This is a genomic window from Oleiphilus sp. HI0043, from assembly GCF_001634935.1.
The window spans coordinates 36,505-56,083 of the sequence record NZ_LWEY01000113.1; the positions used below are offsets into that span (position 1 = coordinate 36,505).

Annotated in this window: 21 protein-coding genes, 1 rRNA gene and 1 other RNA gene; 5 read left to right on the forward strand and 18 right to left on the reverse strand. The window is 44.1% G+C overall.

The window, feature by feature from the left end; all coding sequences use genetic code 11:
• Positions 1 to 5 precede the first annotated feature (5 nt).
• The 5 genes from rsmH to rsmI all read right to left on the reverse strand — a co-directional run bounded on the left by rsmH (position 6) and on the right by rsmI (position 3,783).
• Positions 6 to 947 (reverse strand): 16S rRNA (cytosine(1402)-N(4))-methyltransferase RsmH, encoded by a 942-nt coding sequence (rsmH, locus tag A3729_RS02285; RefSeq protein WP_068553776.1) that lies wholly within the window; start codon positions 945 to 947, stop codon positions 6 to 8.
• 31 nt (positions 948 to 978) lie between these two features.
• Positions 979 to 1,422 carry a division/cell wall cluster transcriptional repressor MraZ gene (mraZ, locus tag A3729_RS02290; protein ID WP_068516386.1) on the reverse strand — a complete coding sequence of 148 codons (444 nt, stop codon included), beginning with the start codon at positions 1,420 to 1,422 and terminating at the stop codon, positions 979 to 981.
• Between the two features lie 298 nt (positions 1,423 to 1,720).
• Positions 1,721 to 2,087, reverse strand: an RNA gene (rnpB, locus tag A3729_RS02295) — RNase P RNA component class A.
• Between the two features lie 56 nt (positions 2,088 to 2,143).
• Complete coding sequence (locus A3729_RS02300; RefSeq protein ID WP_068633071.1) at positions 2,144 to 2,818, reverse strand: hypothetical protein; 675 nt, start codon at positions 2,816 to 2,818, stop codon at positions 2,144 to 2,146.
• A gap of 128 nt (positions 2,819 to 2,946) precedes the next feature.
• Positions 2,947 to 3,783: a 16S rRNA (cytidine(1402)-2'-O)-methyltransferase gene (rsmI, locus tag A3729_RS02305; protein ID WP_068633074.1), complete on the reverse strand. Its 837-nt coding sequence runs from the start codon at positions 3,781 to 3,783 to the stop codon at positions 2,947 to 2,949.
• A 56-nt stretch (positions 3,784 to 3,839) separates the two neighbouring features.
• Between rsmI and A3729_RS02310 the strand changes: the two genes are divergently transcribed.
• From A3729_RS02310 to A3729_RS02320, 3 genes are read left to right on the forward strand one after another with little or no spacing between them, the layout of a single operon-like run.
• Positions 3,840 to 5,663: a penicillin-binding protein activator gene (locus tag A3729_RS02310; RefSeq protein WP_068516394.1), complete on the forward strand. Its 1,824-nt coding sequence runs from the start codon at positions 3,840 to 3,842 to the stop codon at positions 5,661 to 5,663.
• Positions 5,664 to 5,667: 4 nt separating this feature from the next.
• Complete coding sequence (locus tag A3729_RS02315; RefSeq protein WP_068507997.1) at positions 5,668 to 6,030, forward strand: YraN family protein; 363 nt, start codon at positions 5,668 to 5,670, stop codon at positions 6,028 to 6,030.
• Between the two features lie 42 nt (positions 6,031 to 6,072).
• The gene (locus A3729_RS02320) at positions 6,073 to 6,666 is read left to right on the forward strand and encodes an SIS domain-containing protein (protein ID WP_068633073.1); all 594 of its coding nucleotides are present in this window, start codon (positions 6,073 to 6,075) and stop codon (positions 6,664 to 6,666) included.
• Positions 6,667 to 6,694: 28 nt separating this feature from the next.
• On the opposite strand, the gene A3729_RS02325 is transcribed toward A3729_RS02320, so the two are convergent.
• The 12 genes from A3729_RS02325 to A3729_RS02380 form a co-directional block, all read right to left on the reverse strand.
• Positions 6,695 to 7,102, reverse strand: a complete 408-nt coding sequence (locus A3729_RS02325; protein WP_156490427.1) for a ClpXP protease specificity-enhancing factor — start codon at positions 7,100 to 7,102, stop codon at positions 6,695 to 6,697.
• Positions 7,103 to 7,134: 32 nt separating this feature from the next.
• On the reverse strand, positions 7,135 to 7,764 hold the full coding sequence (locus A3729_RS02330) for a glutathione S-transferase N-terminal domain-containing protein (RefSeq protein WP_068516402.1): 630 nt from the start codon (positions 7,762 to 7,764) through the stop codon (positions 7,135 to 7,137).
• Positions 7,765 to 7,932: 168 nt separating this feature from the next.
• Positions 7,933 to 8,691 carry a cytochrome c1 gene (locus A3729_RS02335; RefSeq protein WP_068553551.1) on the reverse strand — a complete coding sequence of 253 codons (759 nt, stop codon included), beginning with the start codon at positions 8,689 to 8,691 and terminating at the stop codon, positions 7,933 to 7,935.
• Positions 8,691 to 9,902 (reverse strand): cytochrome bc complex cytochrome b subunit, encoded by a 1,212-nt coding sequence (locus tag A3729_RS02340; protein WP_068516409.1) that lies wholly within the window; start codon positions 9,900 to 9,902, stop codon positions 8,691 to 8,693. Before A3729_RS02340 ends, A3729_RS02335 begins: the two co-directional genes overlap by 1 nt.
• Positions 9,902 to 10,495 (reverse strand): ubiquinol-cytochrome c reductase iron-sulfur subunit, encoded by a 594-nt coding sequence (petA, locus tag A3729_RS02345; protein ID WP_068516412.1) that lies wholly within the window; start codon positions 10,493 to 10,495, stop codon positions 9,902 to 9,904. The genes A3729_RS02340 and petA overlap by 1 nt, the downstream gene beginning before the upstream one ends.
• Positions 10,496 to 10,793: 298 nt before the next feature.
• Positions 10,794 to 11,186, reverse strand: a complete 393-nt coding sequence (gene rpsI / locus A3729_RS02350) for a 30S ribosomal protein S9 (protein WP_068507251.1) — start codon at positions 11,184 to 11,186, stop codon at positions 10,794 to 10,796.
• Between the two features lie 12 nt (positions 11,187 to 11,198).
• Complete coding sequence (gene rplM / locus A3729_RS02355) at positions 11,199 to 11,627, reverse strand: 50S ribosomal protein L13 (protein WP_068516415.1); 429 nt, start codon at positions 11,625 to 11,627, stop codon at positions 11,199 to 11,201.
• Between the two features lie 194 nt (positions 11,628 to 11,821).
• A complete protein-coding gene (locus A3729_RS02360; protein ID WP_082880417.1) occupies positions 11,822 to 12,607 on the reverse strand; it encodes a TatD family hydrolase in 786 nt (261 codons plus the stop codon).
• Positions 12,608 to 14,188 carry a peptide chain release factor 3 gene (gene prfC, locus A3729_RS02365; protein WP_068516418.1) on the reverse strand — a complete coding sequence of 527 codons (1,581 nt, stop codon included), beginning with the start codon at positions 14,186 to 14,188 and terminating at the stop codon, positions 12,608 to 12,610.
• A 107-nt stretch (positions 14,189 to 14,295) separates the two neighbouring features.
• Complete coding sequence (gene rimI / locus A3729_RS02370; RefSeq protein ID WP_082880447.1) at positions 14,296 to 14,757, reverse strand: ribosomal protein S18-alanine N-acetyltransferase; 462 nt, start codon at positions 14,755 to 14,757, stop codon at positions 14,296 to 14,298.
• A gap of 1 nt (position 14,758) precedes the next feature.
• Complete coding sequence (locus A3729_RS02375) at positions 14,759 to 15,589, reverse strand: hypothetical protein (RefSeq protein ID WP_068516424.1); 831 nt, start codon at positions 15,587 to 15,589, stop codon at positions 14,759 to 14,761.
• A gap of 5 nt (positions 15,590 to 15,594) precedes the next feature.
• Complete coding sequence (locus A3729_RS02380) at positions 15,595 to 17,142, reverse strand: 2-isopropylmalate synthase (RefSeq protein WP_068516426.1); 1,548 nt, start codon at positions 17,140 to 17,142, stop codon at positions 15,595 to 15,597.
• 322 nt (positions 17,143 to 17,464) lie between these two features.
• On the opposite strand from A3729_RS02380, the gene A3729_RS02385 reads away from it, so the two are divergent.
• Together A3729_RS02385 and A3729_RS02390 are read left to right on the forward strand one after the other, a co-directional pair.
• On the forward strand, positions 17,465 to 18,460 hold the full coding sequence (locus A3729_RS02385) for a putative solute-binding protein (protein WP_068516429.1): 996 nt from the start codon (positions 17,465 to 17,467) through the stop codon (positions 18,458 to 18,460).
• A 103-nt stretch (positions 18,461 to 18,563) separates the two neighbouring features.
• The gene (locus A3729_RS02390) at positions 18,564 to 19,124 is read left to right on the forward strand and encodes an acyl-CoA thioesterase (RefSeq protein WP_197475491.1); all 561 of its coding nucleotides are present in this window, start codon (positions 18,564 to 18,566) and stop codon (positions 19,122 to 19,124) included.
• A gap of 260 nt (positions 19,125 to 19,384) precedes the next feature.
• Here A3729_RS02390 and rrf read toward each other — a convergent pair.
• Positions 19,385 to 19,499 (reverse strand): 5S ribosomal RNA (rrf, locus tag A3729_RS02395).
• Positions 19,500 to 19,579 lie beyond the last annotated feature (80 nt).

Below are 19,579 nucleotides of genomic sequence, written 5' to 3' on the forward strand. Positions count from 1 at the left end.
TAAGCCTATTCATCAGAAACTCTCTCCAACACTCGCATTACAGCGCTACGCGCCCGAACGTTATTTTCTATTTCTGCTTTACTCGGTTTAATCGCCTTTCCAACTAGCTTAAAGCCTCGAACAATATCTTTTTCAAAAACGGGCACCCCCGGCGGAGGCGCATCACCTTTTGCTTTTTCACGCATAAAGCGCTTAACAATACGATCTTCGAGTGAATGAAAGCTAATAACAACTAAACGGCCACCGACTGCTAAACTCTCACTTGCTTCGTCCAGCAATCGCTCTAAATCACTCAATTCATCATTAACTTTAATTCGAATAGCCTGAAACACCCTGGTCGCCGGGTGCTTATGTTTTTCCCAAGACGGGTTCGCGTCCTTCACTATTTTCGACAGTTTTGCAGTCGTATCAATTTCCTGACCCAGCAATGCCTCTTTGATACCTCTAGCTATTTTCCTAGCAAACTTTTCTTCGCCATAATCGAAAAATACCTGAACCATCTCTTTCTCATCGACCTCTTTGATCCACTGTGCGGCACTCACTCCGCGCGTGGTATCCATCCGCATATCTAGCGGACCATCATTCATAAAACTGAAGCCTCTCTCAGCATTATCAAGCTGCGGAGATGACACACCCAAATCCGCTAACACGCCCGAAACTTTCTCTTGCCCACAAACTCTCAAATGCTCACGAATATCTGCGAAGGAGCCGTGCACAATCGAAAATCGCTCTTCATCAACAAATCGACTCTGTGCCGCAGATATTGCTTCCAAATCTTTGTCAATAGCGATCAACGAGCCATCTTTATCCAAAGCTTCTAGTATTTTTGAGCTATGCCCACCACGACCAAAGGTTGCATCAACATAGGCACCTGAAGAATTCGTCACCAATAAGTCAACTGCTTCTTGTAATAGCACCGTCTCGTGCATATGTTGCTCACAACTCATACCAATGTGTCCAATTCAATCAACATATACATTACAGAGACAAATTCAGCATTTGCTCAGGAATATCATCATCCTGATCTGCTTCATCTAACCAATTAAACCAACTGTCTTCACTCCAAAGCTCAAACTTCTTTCCTTGACCCACCAACATCAACTTCTTCTCGAGATTTGCATACTCTCTAAGTGTTGGCGGCACAAGAATTCGCCCATTCCCATCCATTTCCAAAGGCGTCGCATAACCAATCAACAAACGCTGAGTGCGTCGCGCAATCTTGTTGAAACTTGGCAGGCTTTCAATTTGAGGCAATATCTCTTTCCATTGATCTTCTGGGTAGACGAGCAAGCAGCGCTCCTCAGTATGCGCAGTCACAACAATACGGCCATCACAAAAAGACGCCAACGATTCCCGAATCTTAGTCGGAATCGCCATGCGACCTTTAGCATCCATATTGATTGCGTGACTACCTAAAAACAAAATTACGCCTCGAAACCCACAAAAAACTGAAAAATACCCAAAATTAACCACTTTTTTCTACTTTTACCCACTATAGGAACTAGAACTCCACAAATCAAGCAAAATAGACGGGTAGCCAAAGGGAAAAATACTCAAAAAACACAATAACTTAGAGAGATATAGGCAAAATCGGAAGGCACAGAGAGACTCTTATCTTTTAACAACAAAAAGATAGCGTGAAAACTTAAGAAACCACTTTAAGAGTAAGATTTTTTTCTTATTAAAAGACAAGAAATGGGGATTTTTTTAACTAGGAAAAGTAAAGAGTTTGCCGATAAGCCGGGTTCTGTCGTGGACAATCATTCATCTAGACTAAACGTCACCATTTAGTTCAAGCAACCTACCCGAATTCAGCGCGAGCCACGCCAACGAATTCCTATTTGGTTTTGCTCCGAGAGGGGTTTACCATCGCCATGAACTGTTGCCAGTCATGCGGTGCGCTCTTACCGCACCTTTTCACCCTTACCGTTCCTAGCCAAGGCTAGAACTTAGGCGGTTCACTTTCTGCTGCACTTTCCGTAGGCTTTCGCCCCCCAGGGGTTACCTGGCACTCTGCTCTGTGGAGCCCGGACTTTCCTCTCCTCATGCTGAAAACTCAGCTAAGCAGCGATTGCCTGGCAAACTCAGGAATAACAGTATTACGGAAATACAGATAATTCAAGAAAAGAATAGATAAATATAACTAATCTCGAACCGTAGCAATGCGAACATTACTAATACTCGTTAGATCAGAGATATAGCCACTGCCGATTGACGCTTCCTGCCCCTCGCGATCCGGAGGAGCAATTGTGGCTGCAAAGTCTACCTGCCTCTCAACGATATAACGAATCGAGCCCAGGTTTTGCTCCAAGACAGTTACAGTTTGCTCTATACGACTTAACTCGTAGCTAGTATTGTCTTCTTGATCACTATCGGAATCGAAAACAATGCTATCAAACTCATCATCTCGAACAAGGAAAACAGCATCTTCAAAAGACGAAGGCGGAAGCTCATCCACATAACTCACATCAGCGGAGGTATCAGCTCCAACTAGAGAGTCTTGAATAGTGAGATTACTTGCCCACGACTCAACCTCTTGAGTCAAAGCAAACTCAAGCACGTCAGTCACCTCATCTGGGTTAGCATCCTCAATTGTGATATCGGTCTGAAAAGGCAGCACTTCATAATCGTCATCAACCGTCAAGCCCGCGGCTGTAGGACCAGCTATATTAACAATATCTTCAGCCGAGTTTGCTGACACAGCCGAAACCGTCCCCATCGCTCCTTCTGAAAGCAACTCAAAAGCATGCACAGGAAAAGCCGTCGCCAAGCCCAAAAATGATACTGGGAGAAAAATATTTCGGAACAGTCTATCCATTATGACTCTACATCCGTTAGATAATTATTTGCTTATATTTTGCACGATTAAGAATACCTTCGCAATCTACTAAGCACATCGAATCACATCATTCCTTCAAAATTGCAAACCGGTCGTCGGTTTTACAATCACTTCTCTTTCAAACTTAAAGCCAGGTTGTATATTTCCTTTTTACTTCCGCCCACAACATCCGCCACGACAGCACTTGCCTTTTTTGGCGGCAGCTCTAGAAGCAAACGCGCTAGAAGCTTGAGCTTTTGCTCATCACTCACACTCAGAGGCTCTTCCTGTGAACCTTCAAGCACCAACACAAACTCTCCTCTAGTTTGATCTTCGTCAGCCTTCATCCAAGCCAGAACTTCAGACACCTCACCGTACTTAATCGTCTCATATCGCTTGGTTAGTTCTCGAGCCACACAAAGTTTTCGCCCTGCCAACACGTCGGACATAGCCTCAAGCGTGACCAAAATCCGGTGAGGCGATTCATAAAATATAACTGTGCGCCGCTCAGCAAGATAAGATTGCAGCACCTCTTCTTTAGCCTTTTTCTTAGCAGGCAGAAAGCCTTCAAAGATAAACGTGTCACTTGCAACGCCGCTGGCGCATAAAGCAGCAATCAGTGCAGAAGCGCCTGGTATGGGCCTGACGAGAACCCCACTTTCTTTGGCTCTCAAAACTAATGTATACCCCGGATCAGAAATCAGCGGCGTACCGGCATCTGAAACGAGCGCCACCGACTGCCCCTCTTTGACCAAGCCAATGATATAAGCACTTTTCTCAGACTCATTGTGCTCGTGCAGGGATATCATTTTTGTAGCAATACCGTAGTGCTCCAAAAGCTTTCTTGTGTGCCGCGTATCCTCCGCAGCAACAACGTCAACAGCTTTCAAAACCTCAATTGCCCTCAAAGTAATATCTGACAAATTTCCTATTGGCGTCGCAACAATGTAAATGGCACTTTCCAAGAACACAACCTCACTATAAAATACGGAACATTCTACATTTAAGCATAGACCCCGCTATGAAAGCACTTCACTTTTCTATTATTGTCTGCCTGTCTGTCATTATATCTGCCTGTGGCACATCGCCTAAAGTAAACCAAAGCAAACTAACAAAGGTCGAATCTCCCGCTCCAAAACAACCGGAAGAGCTGATTTCACTAGCACTAAAGTCCACCTCCCCAAAACAACAATCCAAGCTATTTTTTCAAGCCGCACAATCTTATTGGGAAAATAACCTATACGCACAGAGCGATGCTGCACTAGGGTCAGTTCAAATAGAGCACCTCAATGAAGCTGACGCTCAAGACTATCTTTTAATGTCCTTAAAGTTAGCGACAAGCAATAAGAACAAAGCACGCATTGAGAAAATACTGCCGCTAATCCCGAACCTTGGTTTATCTGGCATGAATGTCGACCAGCAAATCGAGCTTTCGCACTTATTATCTCAAGCTTATGAAATCACAGATTTAACTATTGAAGCGGCGATCACCTTAATCGATCATCGCGGCCTAATTAATCCAGAGCATCACCAAGACACAGACGAGCAAATCTGGCACCTACTCCGCTCAACTGAAACAGCCGACCTAAGCCAATACATTTACACAGGCGACAACCCTGACGCATTAGCGTGGTTAGATCTAGCTCGAACAATCCAGCTAAATCAGATCAGCCTGGATGCCCAATATAATGCATTTCAGGCATGGAACGAGCTGTGGCCAAGCCATCCTGCCAGCCTGAATCCGCCTCACGAGCTAAGCATTCTAAAACAACTCCCAAACACTCGCCCCGATTCGATAACACTTGCCCTGCCCTTAAGCGGGCCACTTCAATTGGCTGGAAAAGCTATTCGTGACGGCTTCATGGCTCAACACTATGCCAGCAATAAACAAAACCCAAACCACGAACCACTACAAGTTCGTTTTTTCGACACAGCAACGCAAGACATTTTGTCACTGTACAATCAAGCACCTGAGACAGGCAGCCTAATTATCGGCCCTCTAGACAAAGCTTCTCTTAAAGCGCTGAACTCCTTAGATATTATTAGCACGCCAACTCTCGCCTTAAACTATCTTCCAGCGACTAACGCAGGTTCAGATAAGCTATACCAACTTGGTCTAGCACCTGAGACCGAGGCCAGACAACTTGCTACACGCCTACACGACAAATCACTGAAACGGGTCGGCATCATACTGCCAGAGAATAATCTTGGCTTTCGCATATACGATAGCTTTGTAGAAAGCTTCTCTTCATTAGACGGGGTCGTTATCGATAGCGTATTTTACAAAAATCAGAAATCTCTCGCTTCGAGCGTCGCCCGCCTCCTCGGCACTGAGGACAGCCAGAATCGAAAGCGAAAAATTCGAAAAATCACTAACACAGCGCTCGAGTTTTTACCCAGAAGAAGGCAAGATATCGACGCACTTGTCATGATTGCCAAACCCGAAATAGCACGTCAAATCAAACCTCTCTTTGCCTACCATTACGCTGCCGACCTGCCAGTATTCGCCAGCTCTCAAATTCATAACATATCTGACAACAACGACAACAGAGACCTGGACGGTATCGAGTTTATCGAAATGCCCTGGATGCTTAGCAGTACAATAGATATCAAAAGCCAGATAAATCATGCTATCCCCGAGTCAACAGAGCAATATAGCCGCTTTTATGCGCTAGGAGCCGACAGCTATAATATCGCCCCAAGACTACAGCTATTGCACGAAGTTCGAGGCAGCCAGATGCAAGGCCACACCGGCATGCTATCAATGGATGAGCAGGGCATTATTAATCGCCAATTAGAATGGGCAAAATTTAGAAAAGGAAAGGCAGTTACCATTAAGGAGTAAGGAAATGCTTAGCAAAGGACTTGCTTATGAGCAGATCGCCGAGAAATACCTTCGCACCCAAGGACTGAAAAGCATAACGAACAATTATCGGTCCAAGTTTGGTGAGATTGATTTAATTATGGGAGATAAGAATACCCTAGTCTTTATTGAAGTCAGATATCGAGCAAGAAATAACTATGGCATCGCAGCTGAAACCGTGACCCCACACAAGCAAAAGAAGATTATTAAGACTGCAAGCATATTCCTTTCTCACAAAAAGCTATGGAATATGCCATGCCGATTTGATGTTATATCTATCAGCCAGAAAGAGAACAGCTTATCCGAGCAAATTCATTGGCACAAAGCTGCATTCGATGCATCTTATTGAGCTCAGTTTATTACCTAAATCACCTAAAACGGTTAACTAGAAATGTCCGAACTATCACCACTATCAAACTACCTATGTGAAGCTGTTGATTCTGCCGCAGCAAACCTTGAAGCACTTAGTGAAAACCTGGAGCAAGCTTGCGACCTAATTACACAGACACTTCTGAGCGATAAAAAACTGATTATTTGCGGGAACGGTCTATCTGGACCAATCGCAAGCCTTTTAACAACCTGCTTAATGAACCAACAGGAATTCGAACGCCCAAGCCTTCCTGCGATCAATATTTCTATCGATTCCACAACTATTTCTGCTATTGCGAAGGACGGCAATTACAACCTTAGCTATGCCCAGCAAATTAGAGCCATTGGTTTCGAAGGAGACACCCTGATTGCACTATCTATCGATGGCAACTGCAGCAATATTGTTCAAGCAATTCAAACCGCGCACGAAAAGGACATCAAGGTAATCACACTTATCGGTCATAAAGATGGGAAAATTTCTGCGATAAAGCAGGGACAGGATGTTGAAATCCAGCTAAACACCAATTCGATAGCGCGAGCGATGGAAGCTCAACTTATGGCAGTTAATGCCATGTGCCACCAAATCGAAAATCAACTTTTTGGTGGCGCATTTTAGTTAAGAAAGCCTAGAACAGGCTTTCTCTTTATTTAACTATCTTTAGAGAAGGCTTATGAGGCAGGTGTTCTGCCGCTTTCTTCCCTTCATCTTGTGGGTCATTCGGACTCGGCGGCTCTGGTGCACCAGGCTCAGCCCCGAACACCATACCCTGTCCATTTTCTTTTGAGTAAATCGCCATAATAGCTACGATAGGAACGTAGACCTGCATCGGAACGCCACCAAAACGCGCTCGAAAACTAATAGCCTCTCCATCAATTAACAGCTCATTAACCGCACCAGGACTAATATTGAGTATAATTTGCCCATTCGTGACATAGTCTTCTGGGACACTTACACCCTGGATACCGGCATCAACGACGATATACGGCGTCATGTCGTTATCCAAAATCCAATCATTTAGTGCTCGAACCAGATATGGCCGACTTGGAGTCATTCCGCTCACCCCTTTACTCATTATTTAGCGACTTAGTGTCGCATTTCTTTTTCTAGTTCAGACAAGCTAGCTTGAAAGGACTCACGCTGAAATATACGATCCATATACTTCGAAATCGGTTTTGCCTGGACATCATCTAACTCAATTCCCATTACCGGTAAACGCCACAACAAGGCAGAAACACAGCAATCGACAATGGTAAACTCTTCACTCATGAAGTAAGGCATTTCTGAAAAAATCGGCGCTGTAGCAATCAGGCTTTCTTTCAATTCCTTACGATACTCATTCGCCTTCGCAGCATGCGGATCAGCAAGAATTGCATCAGCCAGACGACTCCAATCTTTACGGATTCGGTACATCATCAAGCGGCTTTGCGCTCGAGCAACCGGATATACTGGCAACAAAGGAGGGTGCGGAAAGCGCTCATCCAAGTACTCCATCATAATATCCGACTCATAAAGTACTAAGTCGCGGTCAACCAAAGTAGGCAAGTCATTGTATGGATTATGATCAGAAAGCTCAGCAGGCTTGTTATCTGGGTCAACGTTAACAACGTCAACTGCGACACCTTTTTCCGCTAAGACTATTCTTACCCGGTGACTGTAATGGCTCTCACCATCAGAAAAAAACGTCATGGACGAACGTTTGGTCACAACACCCATATACTTACCTCAACCTTTAAATCAGATTTACTGCACTGATAGCACAGTTTTAAATTTGGGCAGAATTATACACGATTTACAAGCCAGTCGTGAAAATTCTCTTGGATAGAAACAAAAAAAGCCCTCCATGCCTACACATGGACGGCTTTTATTCTTCTTTCTAGCTAACTAGTGAATATCTCTCCAATACTCTTTGTTCAAGAAGTATGCAAAAACAAACAAAAACGCTAGGAATATAAGAACATTTCGGCCAAGTGCCTCACTTTGAAGCCTAGAAGGCTCACCAACATATTCTAAAAAGTTAACCAGATCATAGATCGCTTCGTCATATTCAGCAGGACTCAAGCTTCCTTCTGTCGCATATTCAGAACAACCACTACTCTTAACAATATTTCCGCTTAATGGATCAACAACAGGCTCAACACCTAACTCTGGCGCGACAGCACAAACACCCTGCAAACCAGCTAGTACGTGCGGCATACCCACATCTTTGAAAATTACGTTATTCACACCATAAGGGCGCTTTGAATCGGCGTAAAATCCACGCAAGTAGTTATATATCCAATCAGGACCACGCAAACGAGCACTCAAAGTCAAATCAGGCGGAGCACTACCAAACCAAACCTTTGCCTGATCTTCAGCCATGGAAATTTCCATTAACTGGCCGATCTTGGTATCACCTACGAGAATATTTTCTTCAAAAATATCATGAGGAATTCCTAAATCATCAGCAGCACGCTCATAACGAGCGTACTTCATTGAGTGGCAAGCAAAACAGTAGTTCACAAATAAAGATAAACCATTCTGTAAAGACTCATTATCTGAAATGTCTGTTTTGATGTGATCCATAGGCGCTGCAGGTCCACCTGCAGCAAAAGCACCTAAAGAAATAACAGAACAGAAAACCGCAATTAATAAATGTTTCATTATCCTGTCACCCTCTCTGGAACTGGCTTGGTTTTTTCAATCTTTGTATACCAAGGCATTAATAAAAAGTAGGCAAAATACACAGCAGTCAAAATCTGCGCCCATAGCGTTCTTTCAGGCGTCGCAACAACAACACCTAAATAACCGAGTATAGAAAATGATACGACTAACAACGCTAGCGCAACTTTACTGATCCAGCCTTTATAACGAATAGACTTAACAGGGCTCTTGTCCAGCCAAGGCAAGACAAACAGAATTGCTATTGCAGCACCCATCACAACCACACCCAAGAATGCATCAGGTACAGCACGAAGCATTGCGTAGAATGGAGTAAAGTACCAAACAGGAGCAATATGATCAGGCGTTTTCAGCGGGTTTGCTGGTTCAAAGTTTGGCTTCTCGATAAAGTAACCACCCATCTCAGGGAAGAAGAAGACAACACCACAGAATACAAACAAGAAAACAACAATACCGACAATATCGTGCACACTATAGAAAGGATGGAAAGGAATACCGTCTTTTGGAATACCGTTTTCGTCTTTATTCTGCTTTATTTCGATACCATCTGGGTTATTCGAACCCACAGTATGTAAAGCTAATACATGCAGAACAACCAATGCCAAAATAACGATAGGCAATGCCACGACATGCAAAGCAAAGAAGCGGTTTAGCGTGATACCTGAAATCAGGTAATCACCACGAATCCACAAGGACAAATCCTCACCAATGTAAGGGATCGCGCCAAATAGGTTTACGATAACCTGAGCACCCCAGTAAGACATCTGGCCCCACGGTAACAAATAACCCATAAATGCTTCAGCCATCAAAGCTAAATAGATCGTCATACCGAAGATCCAGATAAGTTCTCTAGGCTTCTTATATGAACCATACATTAAGCCACGGAACATATGCAGATAAACCACAACAAAGAATGCTGAAGCGCCGGTGGAGTGCAAGTAACGCAGCAACCAGCCATATTCAACATCACGCATAATGTACTCAACCGATGCAAACGCACCTTCAGCACTTGGGTTGTAGCTCATAGTCAACCAAATACCAGTAAGAAGCTGGTTAACCAAAACAACCATTGAAAGCACACCAAAAATATACCAAACATTAAAGTTCTTTGGCGCGTAGTATTTACTCATGTGATTTTCGAATGCTTCAACAACAGGGAGGCGCTCGTCAATCCAGTTAATTAGCTTTTGCATTATGCCTGCTCCTCATCAACACCAATAACTACCGTTGCATCATCCAGGTACTTATAAGGAGGAATTTCCAAGTTCTTAGGTGCTGGAACCCCTTTATAGACTCGACCTGCCAAATCAAAACGAGAACCGTGACAAGGACAGAAAAAGCCACCTACCCAGTTAGCATCAAATTCTTGAGGCTTCACTTCTGGCACGAATTGTGGAGAACAACCTAGGTGAGTACAGATACCAACAATGACTGCATACTCAGGGCGCGAAGATCTAAACACCCCTTTAATATATTCAGGCTGCTGAGGTAACTCAGACTGAGGGTCTCGCAACTCATCAGACAGCTTTTCAATATTATCAAGCATCTCTTGAGTTCGACGAATAACCCAAACAGGTTTACCTCGCCACTCAACAGTCATTCTCTGACCTGGCTCCAACTTTCCAATGCTTGCTTTAACTGGCGCACCGGCAGCTTTTGCTTTTGCACTTGGATTCCAAGACGCAACAAACGGAACCGCTGCTCCAATTGCCCCTACCCCACCAACAACGGAGGTAGCACCGATTAAAAATCGGCGTCGGCCAGCATTAACGTCGCCATCACTCATATAGGCATCTCCCAATATTAACTACGTACCAATATTTACGTAGTAGTTTAGTTATGATGACCCAGCAACATCTACCCCAGTATAAGTAACTTATACCTGCGTAAATAACGCCCAATCACTTTATCTTATCGACACTAGACTAAAATTTTAGACCGCGCACTTCAAAACCCACAGATAGTAATTAAATTGACCTGCCGCTTCAACAACTTTCGCTACAATATCCCTAATAAAAATAAGGATTAACATAAAAAAAAACGCCTGCCAGCATAACCGACAAGCGTTTCTTGAATAAGGCGTATTAACGCTTTGAGAACTGAGGCTTCTTACGCGCTTTGCGTAGACCAACCTTCTTACGCTCTACTGCACGCGCATCACGAGTAACCCAACCTGCTTCACGCAGTGCTGGACGCAACGTTTCGTCATACTCCATTAGAGCACGAGCAATACCGTGACGAATCGCACCAGCTTGACCAGTTGTACCACCACCTTTTACAGTGATTTTTACATCAAGCTTATCGGCCATCTCTACCAACTCTAGAGGCTGACGAACAACCATCTGAGCAGTCTTACGACCAAAAAACTGATCTAGTGCACGGCCATTGATCTCAATATTACCGCCACCAGATTTTAGAAATACGCGCGCCGCAGAAGTTTTACGACGACCAGTTCCATAATTATATGTAGTTGACATAATCGCCTTCCGTTAAATATCTAAAACTTGCGGTTGTTGTGCAGTATGAGGATGAACATCACCAGCATACACTTTTAGCTTTCTGAACATTTCACGACCTAGAGGTCCGCGTGGCAACATGCCTTTAACCGCACCTTGAATAGCACGCTCAGGAGCTTTATCGATCAATTTTTCGAAAGAAATCGACTTAAGACCACCGATATAACCAGTATGTCTGTGATAAATCTTATCTTTAGCCTTGTTACCTGTTACTGCAACTTTCTCTGCATTAACAACAACAATGTAATCACCTGTATCAACATGAGGTGTGTATTCTGGCTTATGCTTGCCCCTTAAACGGCTCGCAATTTCACTTGATAAGCGACCAAGTGTTTTGCCTGTAGCATCTACTACATACCAGTCACGCTTTACGCTTTCTGGCTTTGCACTTAACGTTTTCATTTATTCCGCCTTTAGCTCCAATGAGCCTTTACAAAATCCAAGTTCGATGGCAATTTCGCCATTCGGATGTCACGAATTATCGCGGTTTCACATATTGAGACGGGGCTGTACTCGCAAAGCTACACCGATAATTTTAGGGCGCGCAGTATAATATAATTAAACACAATTAATCCAGAACTAATTTAGTTTTTCTTTCATTGCCCCGCATAAAAAATTTCTTCGGCATTATCTCTCAAGGCTGCAGCCAAGATTTCAGGGCTTTCAGAGCGAATATTACATAGCGCCGAAAAAACCTGACGAATATCCGAAGGACAACCAAACTCTCGCCTCAACCCGGAAACTCTCATATCCGGGCTATCCGTCTCCAACAACAAACTACCCAAAGGGGCTGTCGCAACAGCGGATCGGGTTCGCGTGGCACTTGGCCAAGTAATAACGCAACCTACACCGATGCTTATCCCTTTGGCGACATACTGATCGAGCAAGTCCTTGCCTCCGGAGAAGGCATGAATCACCCCCTTCCCTGGAAACTTCTTTAATGCGGACAGTATCTGGGAATGCGTTTTTCGAGCATGCATGATAACGGGCAAACCATGATCACTTGCAAGCGCCAACTGCGCCTCAAACAAGCTGTACTGCAGAGCCATATCTGCTGCCGTTACATCAAGCCCTATCTCGCCAACAGCAACCAGCCCCTCAGGCCGCTGGGATAAGCACGCATCAAGCCTGCTAATATCGCCTAAAGAATGCCTAGCTATAAAAAGAGGATGCAACCCTAAGGCATAACTTAGCTGAGGATGGCCAAGCGATAAGCCTTGCACCCCCTCCCATGATCCACGATCAATCGATGGGATAATCAACTTTGTTACACTTGCCCGGCGACAACTTTCAAGCAGGGCTTCTTGCCGCCCCTCAAACTCAACAAAATCTAAATGACAATGAGTATCGTAAAGCTCCGGACCTATCACCTCATTCTGCAATTAGTGCTCTCGCGTCTTTCTAAACTGCACTTCAGGGTAGCGCTCTTCAGATAACTGTAAATTCACCATCGTTGGCGCGATATAACTCAAGTTATCCCCCCCATCCAAAGCTAAATTATCAAAGCATTTCTTTCTAAACGCCTCTAGTTTGACCGGGTCATCACACGACACCCAGCGCGCCGTCGCAACGCTGATCGGCTCATACATAGCATCGACCTTATATTCAGCCTTTAATCGATGCACTACGACATCGAACTGAAGCACCCCGACGGCACCAACTATCAAGTCATTTGACTTCAGCGGACGAAACACCTGAACAGCGCCTTCTTCAGACAATTGAATCAAGCCTTTGTTAAGCTGCTTCATCTTCAGAGGATCTTTCAAACGAATTCGTCTAAAAAGCTCAGGCGCAAAGTTTGGAATGCCCGCAAACTTAAGCTGCTCACCCTCAGTAAAGGTATCACCTATCTGAATCGTCCCGTGATTATGCAAACCAATAATATCGCCTGCATAAGCCTCATCTGCATGTTCTCGGTCACCTGCCATAAAGGTCACCGCATCTGAAACACGCACATCTTTACCTGTGCGAACATGCTTTAACTTCATTCCTTTCTTATACTTTCCCGAACAAATGCGCATAAATGCGATTCTGTCTCGATGCATTGGGTCCATATTTGCCTGAATTTTAAAAACGAAGCCTGTGAACTTTTCTTCTTCGGCCTCAACCTGGCGCACATTCGTCGCTCGTGATTGCGGCGCAGGCGCCCACTCAGTTAAGCCTTCAAGCATATGGTCTACACCAAAATTACCCAGAGCGGTACCGAAGTACACCGGCGTCAGTTCGCCTGCTAAAAATAGCTCATGATCAAACTCGTGCGATGCACCTTTAACTAATTCAATTTCATCTCTAAGTTCTTCTGCATAATGCCCAATCGCCTCTTCCAGCTCTGGATTATCGAGACCTTTTATTACTCTTGAATCCTGAATCTGATGACCTTGCCCCGTCTGATAAAGGACTGTCTCATCCTTATATAAGTGATAAACACCTTTAAACTCTTTACCCATGCCAATAGGCCAGGTGATTGGTGCACACGCAATCTTTAGAACGTCTTCCACTTCGTCCATTAACTCTATCGGATCTCTAATATCCCTATCGAGCTTATTCATAAAGGTTACAATAGGCGTGTCACGAAGACGCGTAACCTCCATTAATTTGATTGTACGTTCCTCTACACCTTTGGCTGAATCAATCACCATCAAACTAGAGTCAACCGCAGTTAAGGTTCGATAAGTATCTTCCGAGAAATCTTCGTGCCCCGGCGTATCAAGCAAATTAACCAGACATTTATTAAATGGAAACTGCATCACCGAGGTCGTTACCGAGATACCACGCTCCTTTTCCATTTCCATCCAATCAGACTTTGCATGCTGACCGCTTTTCTTCCCTTTCACGGTACCGGCTTTTTGAATCGCCGCGCCAAATAACAGGACTTTTTCAGTAATGGTGGTCTTACCCGCATCAGGGTGAGAAATAATCGCAAAGGTTCTACGCGTGGAGATTTCATCTGTTATTTGTGACATTAAGAATACTTACCTTAAGATTTCGGCATGCCAGTCCGAAAACCAGCCTTAATAAAAATTTCTGTGATTATAAACGTCTGAGTATTTTTTCGCAGCAAGAGAAAAATTTAGACTTGAAGGTCGACCGATAACTCTAGTGTCATTAATACGGCATTTTCTTTTCCTTGAGCAGCAGGATAATAATTTGGTCTCACACCAACCTCATTAAATCCTTCAGAGAAATATAAGTCGATTGCCTGGCGATTCGACTCTCTGACCTCAAGAAAAAATACATTTGCTTGCTTCTGTATCGCTTTAGATACCGTGTATTGAAGAAGCTTTCGACCAAAGCCTTTTCTCGCATATGCAGGATCAATGCATATATTCAGCAAGTGCGCTTCATCCAATACATATGAAACAAAAGCATAACCAATAAGCACCCCTGCCCGCTCTACGCCAAAACAGTCATCTTTGCCTAGAGAGGTCTCGAGCATTTTTTGACTCCAGGGTAAAGGGTAGGCTCGTCTTTCAATATTTAAGACCGCGTCTAAATCTGCTTTACATAAGTCTCGAAAGGAAATTGAAGTCAACTTACTCACCAAAGTAAGCACACAATTCTACCCAGGTGTCTGACTTGCGCTGCGGGAAACGAAGCATGTCGGCCAGGGAATGACTAAAAACGTTAAAGCTAAGAGCGGGTCTGGATGAAACTAGCTCGGCGTAGAATTTCTTCAGCTGCGGATACGCCGCCCCAAAATACAGAACACTCTTTACATCTTCAGCACAATGGGAGTTGATCCAACTTGCCAGCAGAACAGGTAAATCCCCCCCTTGCTTACTTTGCAAGTTAAGAGAGCGGAACACCGGCCAACTGAACAGCTGTTGGAATTCTGGCTTATCATGCAGGTCATGCATGCCTGCTTTTGATTTAATTATATTTTTTAGCAGAGTCAGCTCTACTGGATGACTTGCCGGTTCCAAAGACTCAGAAATTATCAAACCATGACTGGTTCTATATAGAACCAGAGAAAAACTATCTAAGGCGCGATCACCAGATAATGAAGGCAAAGCACTAATATCAACACCTTCAGAATCTGACTGCTGTCTTCCTACAGGTGCTCGCGACTCAAGACTCTCTTGAACCGGTTCCTCAGCACCGTTAGGACGAAGCCCACCCGCTTTAAGAATATCCATGGCAGAGTGAGCTCTCTCTACTGCAGCCAAACTCTCAGTAACATTGCGCTCTGGCGCAACTGAATCCTGCGGAGCATGCTTTAACTCTGACTCACCAAAATCTGTTATCGCGGGCTGAAAGAGGACCGTTTCAGGCGTCAGCGCAGCTCCGGAAAGCTTTGTTCGGGCATACCACTGGTGAACCCCCATCGCACAGAGGTGCGACTGCCTATCGGATAGCGCCAACATACTACTTATACATCGCCTTGCGGGTGCTGCCGTGGATCGTGACGTTCAAGTAAATTAAGCGCATGCAAATAAGCCTTTGTAGAAGCAATGACAATATCGGTATCTGCACCTAAACCATTTACAATACGCCCGTCTTTCTCTAGCCGAACCGTTACCTCCCCTTGAGAGTCGGTTCCACTTGTGATGCTATTTACAGAATATAATTGCTGCGCAGCACCCGAGTTAACTATCTTCTCGATTGCCTTATAGGTTGCATCAACCGGGCCACTACCGTCTGACTCAGCAGACTTTTCCTCTCCATCGACGAGCAAAGTAACCTTTGAGACAGGCACAACACCTGTCTCGGAACACACTGACAAACAAACCAAGGAATAGAGATCGACCTGATCTAGAGATTTAGTCGAACTTACCAATGCATGCAGATCCTCATCAAATATCTCGTGTTTTTTATCTGCCAATTCTTTAAATGCTGCAAACGCCTGATTTAACTCAGTCTCAGACTCCAATGAAATTCCAAGCTCTTCTATTCTGGAACGAAATGCATTTCTGCCAGAGTGTTTACCTAGAACCAGACTATTAGTATGCCAGCCAACATCTTGAGCCTTCATAATTTCGTAAGTTTCTCGATGCTTCAATATACCATCCTGGTGAATGCCAGACTCATGCGCAAACGCATTTGCACCAACAATTGCTTTATTTGGCTGAACCGGGAAGCCGGTAATCGTCGACACTAACCGCGAGCAAGGCACGATCTGTGTAGAGTCGATATTTGTCGATAGGTCAAACAAGTCAGATCGTGTACGAACTGCCATTACAACCTCTTCCAAAGAAGCATTTCCGGCTCGCTCACCCAATCCGTTAATAGTACATTCAATCTGGCGTGCACCATTGGTTACCGCAGACAAAGAGTTTGCAACAGCTAAGCCGAGATCATTGTGACAATGAACCGAGAAAATAGCTTTGTCTGAATTTGGAATTCGCTCGATAAGGTTTTTTATGGTTTCACCAAACTGCTCGGGAATCGCATAGCCCACCGTATCCGGGATATTTATTGTGGAAGCACCAGCATTAATCGCTTGCTCTATAATACGACAAAGAAAATCCAACTCTGAACGACCAGCATCTTCACATGAAAACTCGACATCATCTGTATAGCTTCGCGCTCTTTTTACTGCTCGCACAGCTTGCTCGACAACTGCATCTGGCTCCATTTGAAGCTTATACTTCATATGGATCGGGGAGGTTGCTATAAAGGTGTGAATACGCGACGCATTTGCTCCTCTTAAAGCTTCAGCAGCACGATCGATATCCTTATCCAATGCCCTGGATAGAGAACATATTCGAGAATCTACTATTGTATCAGCGATAGATTTAACCGACTCAAAGTCGCCCGGACTTGCAATCGCAAACCCCGCTTCAATAACATCAACACGCATCTTCTCAAGTGCACGAGCAATTCTCAATTTCTCTGCCTTGGTCATCGATGCACCGGGGCTTTGCTCGCCATCTCGTAGGGTCGTATCAAAGATAACAAGCTTATTTTTATCGGACATTCGCCGTGCTCCTAAATCAATATCCTAAAGAGTTTATCTAAGCTAATACAATACATTGCAGCTTATTAAATCAAACCGCTAACTATAGCGACAAGACCTAAGTTAAACAATGCTCAGTCAGTAAGAATTCACGTTATTTCGATATCTCTACAGAGTAGCGAGCCTATAGAGTGTCTAGAGTAAACAACCTAGTAAACTATCATATGCTCGATATTGCGAATTGGTCTATCAAATAAAGCAAAGACCATTGAACTTCTCGCGATTATAGACGAAAATTCGCGCTTCGCTTTGAACTTGTAATTTTAATTGGGGATACGTCAAGATGACGGCACAGAAAATACTATTTACCGCAGTAATTTTTCTTTTTAGTACGCTAGCGTCAGCGCTAGAAAAGAAAACAATTTGTACATGGGATCCAGTAGGGAAGAACGGCCCAGTAATGACTTTCTATTCAGATTTAAAGCCAAAAGCTATCGCATGGGGTTTAGATCTTGAGTTTATCGCTTATACCGATGAAAAAGTTGCTGCTAACGACTTCAAAGCTGGTGTATGTGACGGCGCTCACTTGAGTGCAATCCTATCACGTCAATTTGTTCCTTTCGCAGGGACACTTGATGCAATTGGCGGTATCACTTCCGACTCTGGTCTTGGTAAAATTCTTGCTACTCTTGCAAGCCCTAAGGCTGGCAAAATCATGACAAACGGTCAATATGAAGCAGTTGCTGCATGGCCTGTTGGCTCTATGTTCGCGTTCGTAAACGATAAGAACATCAATACAGTTGCAGACTTCAGCGGCAAGAAGATTTCAGTTCTTAATGAAGACCCACAGACTCACAAGCTTGCTAACATGGCCGGCGCATCACCTGTAGGCACTTCTTTGGCAACGTTCTCTGGCCAGTTCAACAACGGCAACATTGATATCCTTTTCATGCCAGCACTAGCTTACAACACTTTTGAGCTATACCACGGCCTTGGCGACAAAGGTGGCATTCTTGACTACCGTCTATATTACGGCATGCTTCAAACAATCACCAAGAAAGACAACTTCCCAGCAGACTTTGGTAACAAAATGCGTAAATACGTTGTTGGCCGCTTGAAAGCTATCAATAAACTAGTTGCTGATGCCGAAAAAGAAATACCAGCTAAGTACTGGATCAAAACTAACGAAGAGACTAAAAAAGAGCTAGTTAAGTTTAGCCGTGACATTCGTCTAGCACTTAAAGCTGAAGGTAAAATGGACCCTAAAGCGCTCAAGCTGCTTTGGAAAATCCGTTGTGCTGAAAACCCATCTGCAAGTGAGTGTGCAACTCCTGAATAGGCTAATAGCTTAGCAGATTATAAAAAGGCTCCTTTTAAGGGGCCTTTTTTATTATCAGTGCTTCTCTTTAGGTCTACAATAGCACCATTAGAGGAGCAAACTTATGTCTGACATTCAATATGGCACTAATGAGCCAGTAATATTCACTATGCTAATGACACCTGAAATGGCTAACTTTTCAGGTAACGTACACGGCGGCGCACTATTAAAGCTACTAGACCGGGTCGCTTATACCTGCGCATCACGCTATAGCGGCCATTACGCCGTCACCCTTTCTGTAGACCAAGTTAACTTTCGCCAACCGATTAAAATTGGCGAACTCGTCACCTTTTTATCTTCTGTAAACTACGTCGGACGCACGTCAATGGAAGTAGGCGTCAAAGTCGTTGCTGAAGATATTCACTCTCACGAGAAGCGCCATACCAACAGCTGCTATTTTACTATGGTAGCAATGGGTGAGGATGGAAAGCCCACAGAAGTTCCGCCACTCGACTTTAAAGCAGATAAGCAAAAACAGCGCTATATTGCAGCAAAAGTAAGAAGGGAGCTTCGTAAAGAACATGATCTGCGGCTGAAAGAGATTCACGATAAGTGGATCAGTAATACGGAACATATGACTGAAGAGCAGATCAACGTAGAGTTCGAGAAATACCGGCAAAGCTAAATACCATGCCGGTATAAAAACTCTGTTTTACGCGTGTTGCTTACAACAGCCAGCGTGAACACCTACATAATAAGCAGCGGCACCTGATTTACTTACTAACACGGTCAGATAGTAGCAAGTTTAATTCAGAGCTATAACTATTAACAAAAAACCCTTGAAGACGTATATCTCCAAGGTTTTTTCATATTTTTTCTAAATTTGCCTTTTCACCAGACAATAAAAAACCCCAGTAGGACGACCTACTGGGGTTTCTAATAGAAGCCTGACGATGACCTACTCTCACATGGGACCTCCCACACTACCATCGGCGATGCTTCGTTTCACTTCTGAGTTCGGGATGGGATCAGGTGGTTCCAAAGCTCTATGGTCGTCAGGCAAAACTTCGGTTGCTGATACTTCATCAACAACACTTAATTCTGCGTCTTTAACAATAGCAAGTAATAGCTAATTTAATC

What these genes read in the sequence shown, in the direction of transcription:
- A3729_RS02320 (WP_068633073.1), top strand. Translation starts at nt 6,073, where the DNA reads ATGTCCGAACTATCACCACTATCAAACTACCTATGTGAAGCTGTTGAT.
- A3729_RS02335 (WP_068553551.1), bottom strand. Translation starts at nt 8,691, where the DNA reads ATGAAACATTTATTAATTGCGGTTTTCTGTTCTGTTATTTCTTTAGGT.
- A3729_RS02340 (WP_068516409.1), bottom strand. Translation starts at nt 9,902, where the DNA reads ATGCAAAAGCTAATTAACTGGATTGACGAGCGCCTCCCTGTTGTTGAA.
- A3729_RS02315 (WP_068507997.1), top strand. Translation starts at nt 5,668, where the DNA reads ATGCTTAGCAAAGGACTTGCTTATGAGCAGATCGCCGAGAAATACCTT.
- A3729_RS02300 (WP_068633071.1), bottom strand. Translation starts at nt 2,818, where the DNA reads ATGGATAGACTGTTCCGAAATATTTTTCTCCCAGTATCATTTTTGGGC.
- petA (WP_068516412.1), bottom strand. Translation starts at nt 10,495, where the DNA reads ATGAGTGATGGCGACGTTAATGCTGGCCGACGCCGATTTTTAATCGGT.
- A3729_RS02310 (WP_068516394.1), top strand. Translation starts at nt 3,840, where the DNA reads ATGAAAGCACTTCACTTTTCTATTATTGTCTGCCTGTCTGTCATTATA.
- A3729_RS02390 (WP_197475491.1), top strand. Translation starts at nt 18,564, where the DNA reads ATGTCTGACATTCAATATGGCACTAATGAGCCAGTAATATTCACTATG.
- A3729_RS02385 (WP_068516429.1), top strand. Translation starts at nt 17,465, where the DNA reads ATGACGGCACAGAAAATACTATTTACCGCAGTAATTTTTCTTTTTAGT.
- rpsI (WP_068507251.1), bottom strand. Translation starts at nt 11,186, where the DNA reads ATGTCAACTACATATAATTATGGAACTGGTCGTCGTAAAACTTCTGCG.
- prfC (WP_068516418.1), bottom strand. Translation starts at nt 14,188, where the DNA reads ATGTCACAAATAACAGATGAAATCTCCACGCGTAGAACCTTTGCGATT.
- rsmH (WP_068553776.1), bottom strand. Translation starts at nt 947, where the DNA reads ATGAGTTGTGAGCAACATATGCACGAGACGGTGCTATTACAAGAAGCA.
- A3729_RS02380 (WP_068516426.1), bottom strand. Translation starts at nt 17,142, where the DNA reads ATGTCCGATAAAAATAAGCTTGTTATCTTTGATACGACCCTACGAGAT.
- rplM (WP_068516415.1), bottom strand. Translation starts at nt 11,627, where the DNA reads ATGAAAACGTTAAGTGCAAAGCCAGAAAGCGTAAAGCGTGACTGGTAT.
- A3729_RS02375 (WP_068516424.1), bottom strand. Translation starts at nt 15,589, where the DNA reads ATGTTGGCGCTATCCGATAGGCAGTCGCACCTCTGTGCGATGGGGGTT.
- A3729_RS02330 (WP_068516402.1), bottom strand. Translation starts at nt 7,764, where the DNA reads ATGGGTGTTGTGACCAAACGTTCGTCCATGACGTTTTTTTCTGATGGT.
- A3729_RS02325 (WP_156490427.1), bottom strand. Translation starts at nt 7,102, where the DNA reads ATGACTCCAAGTCGGCCATATCTGGTTCGAGCACTAAATGATTGGATT.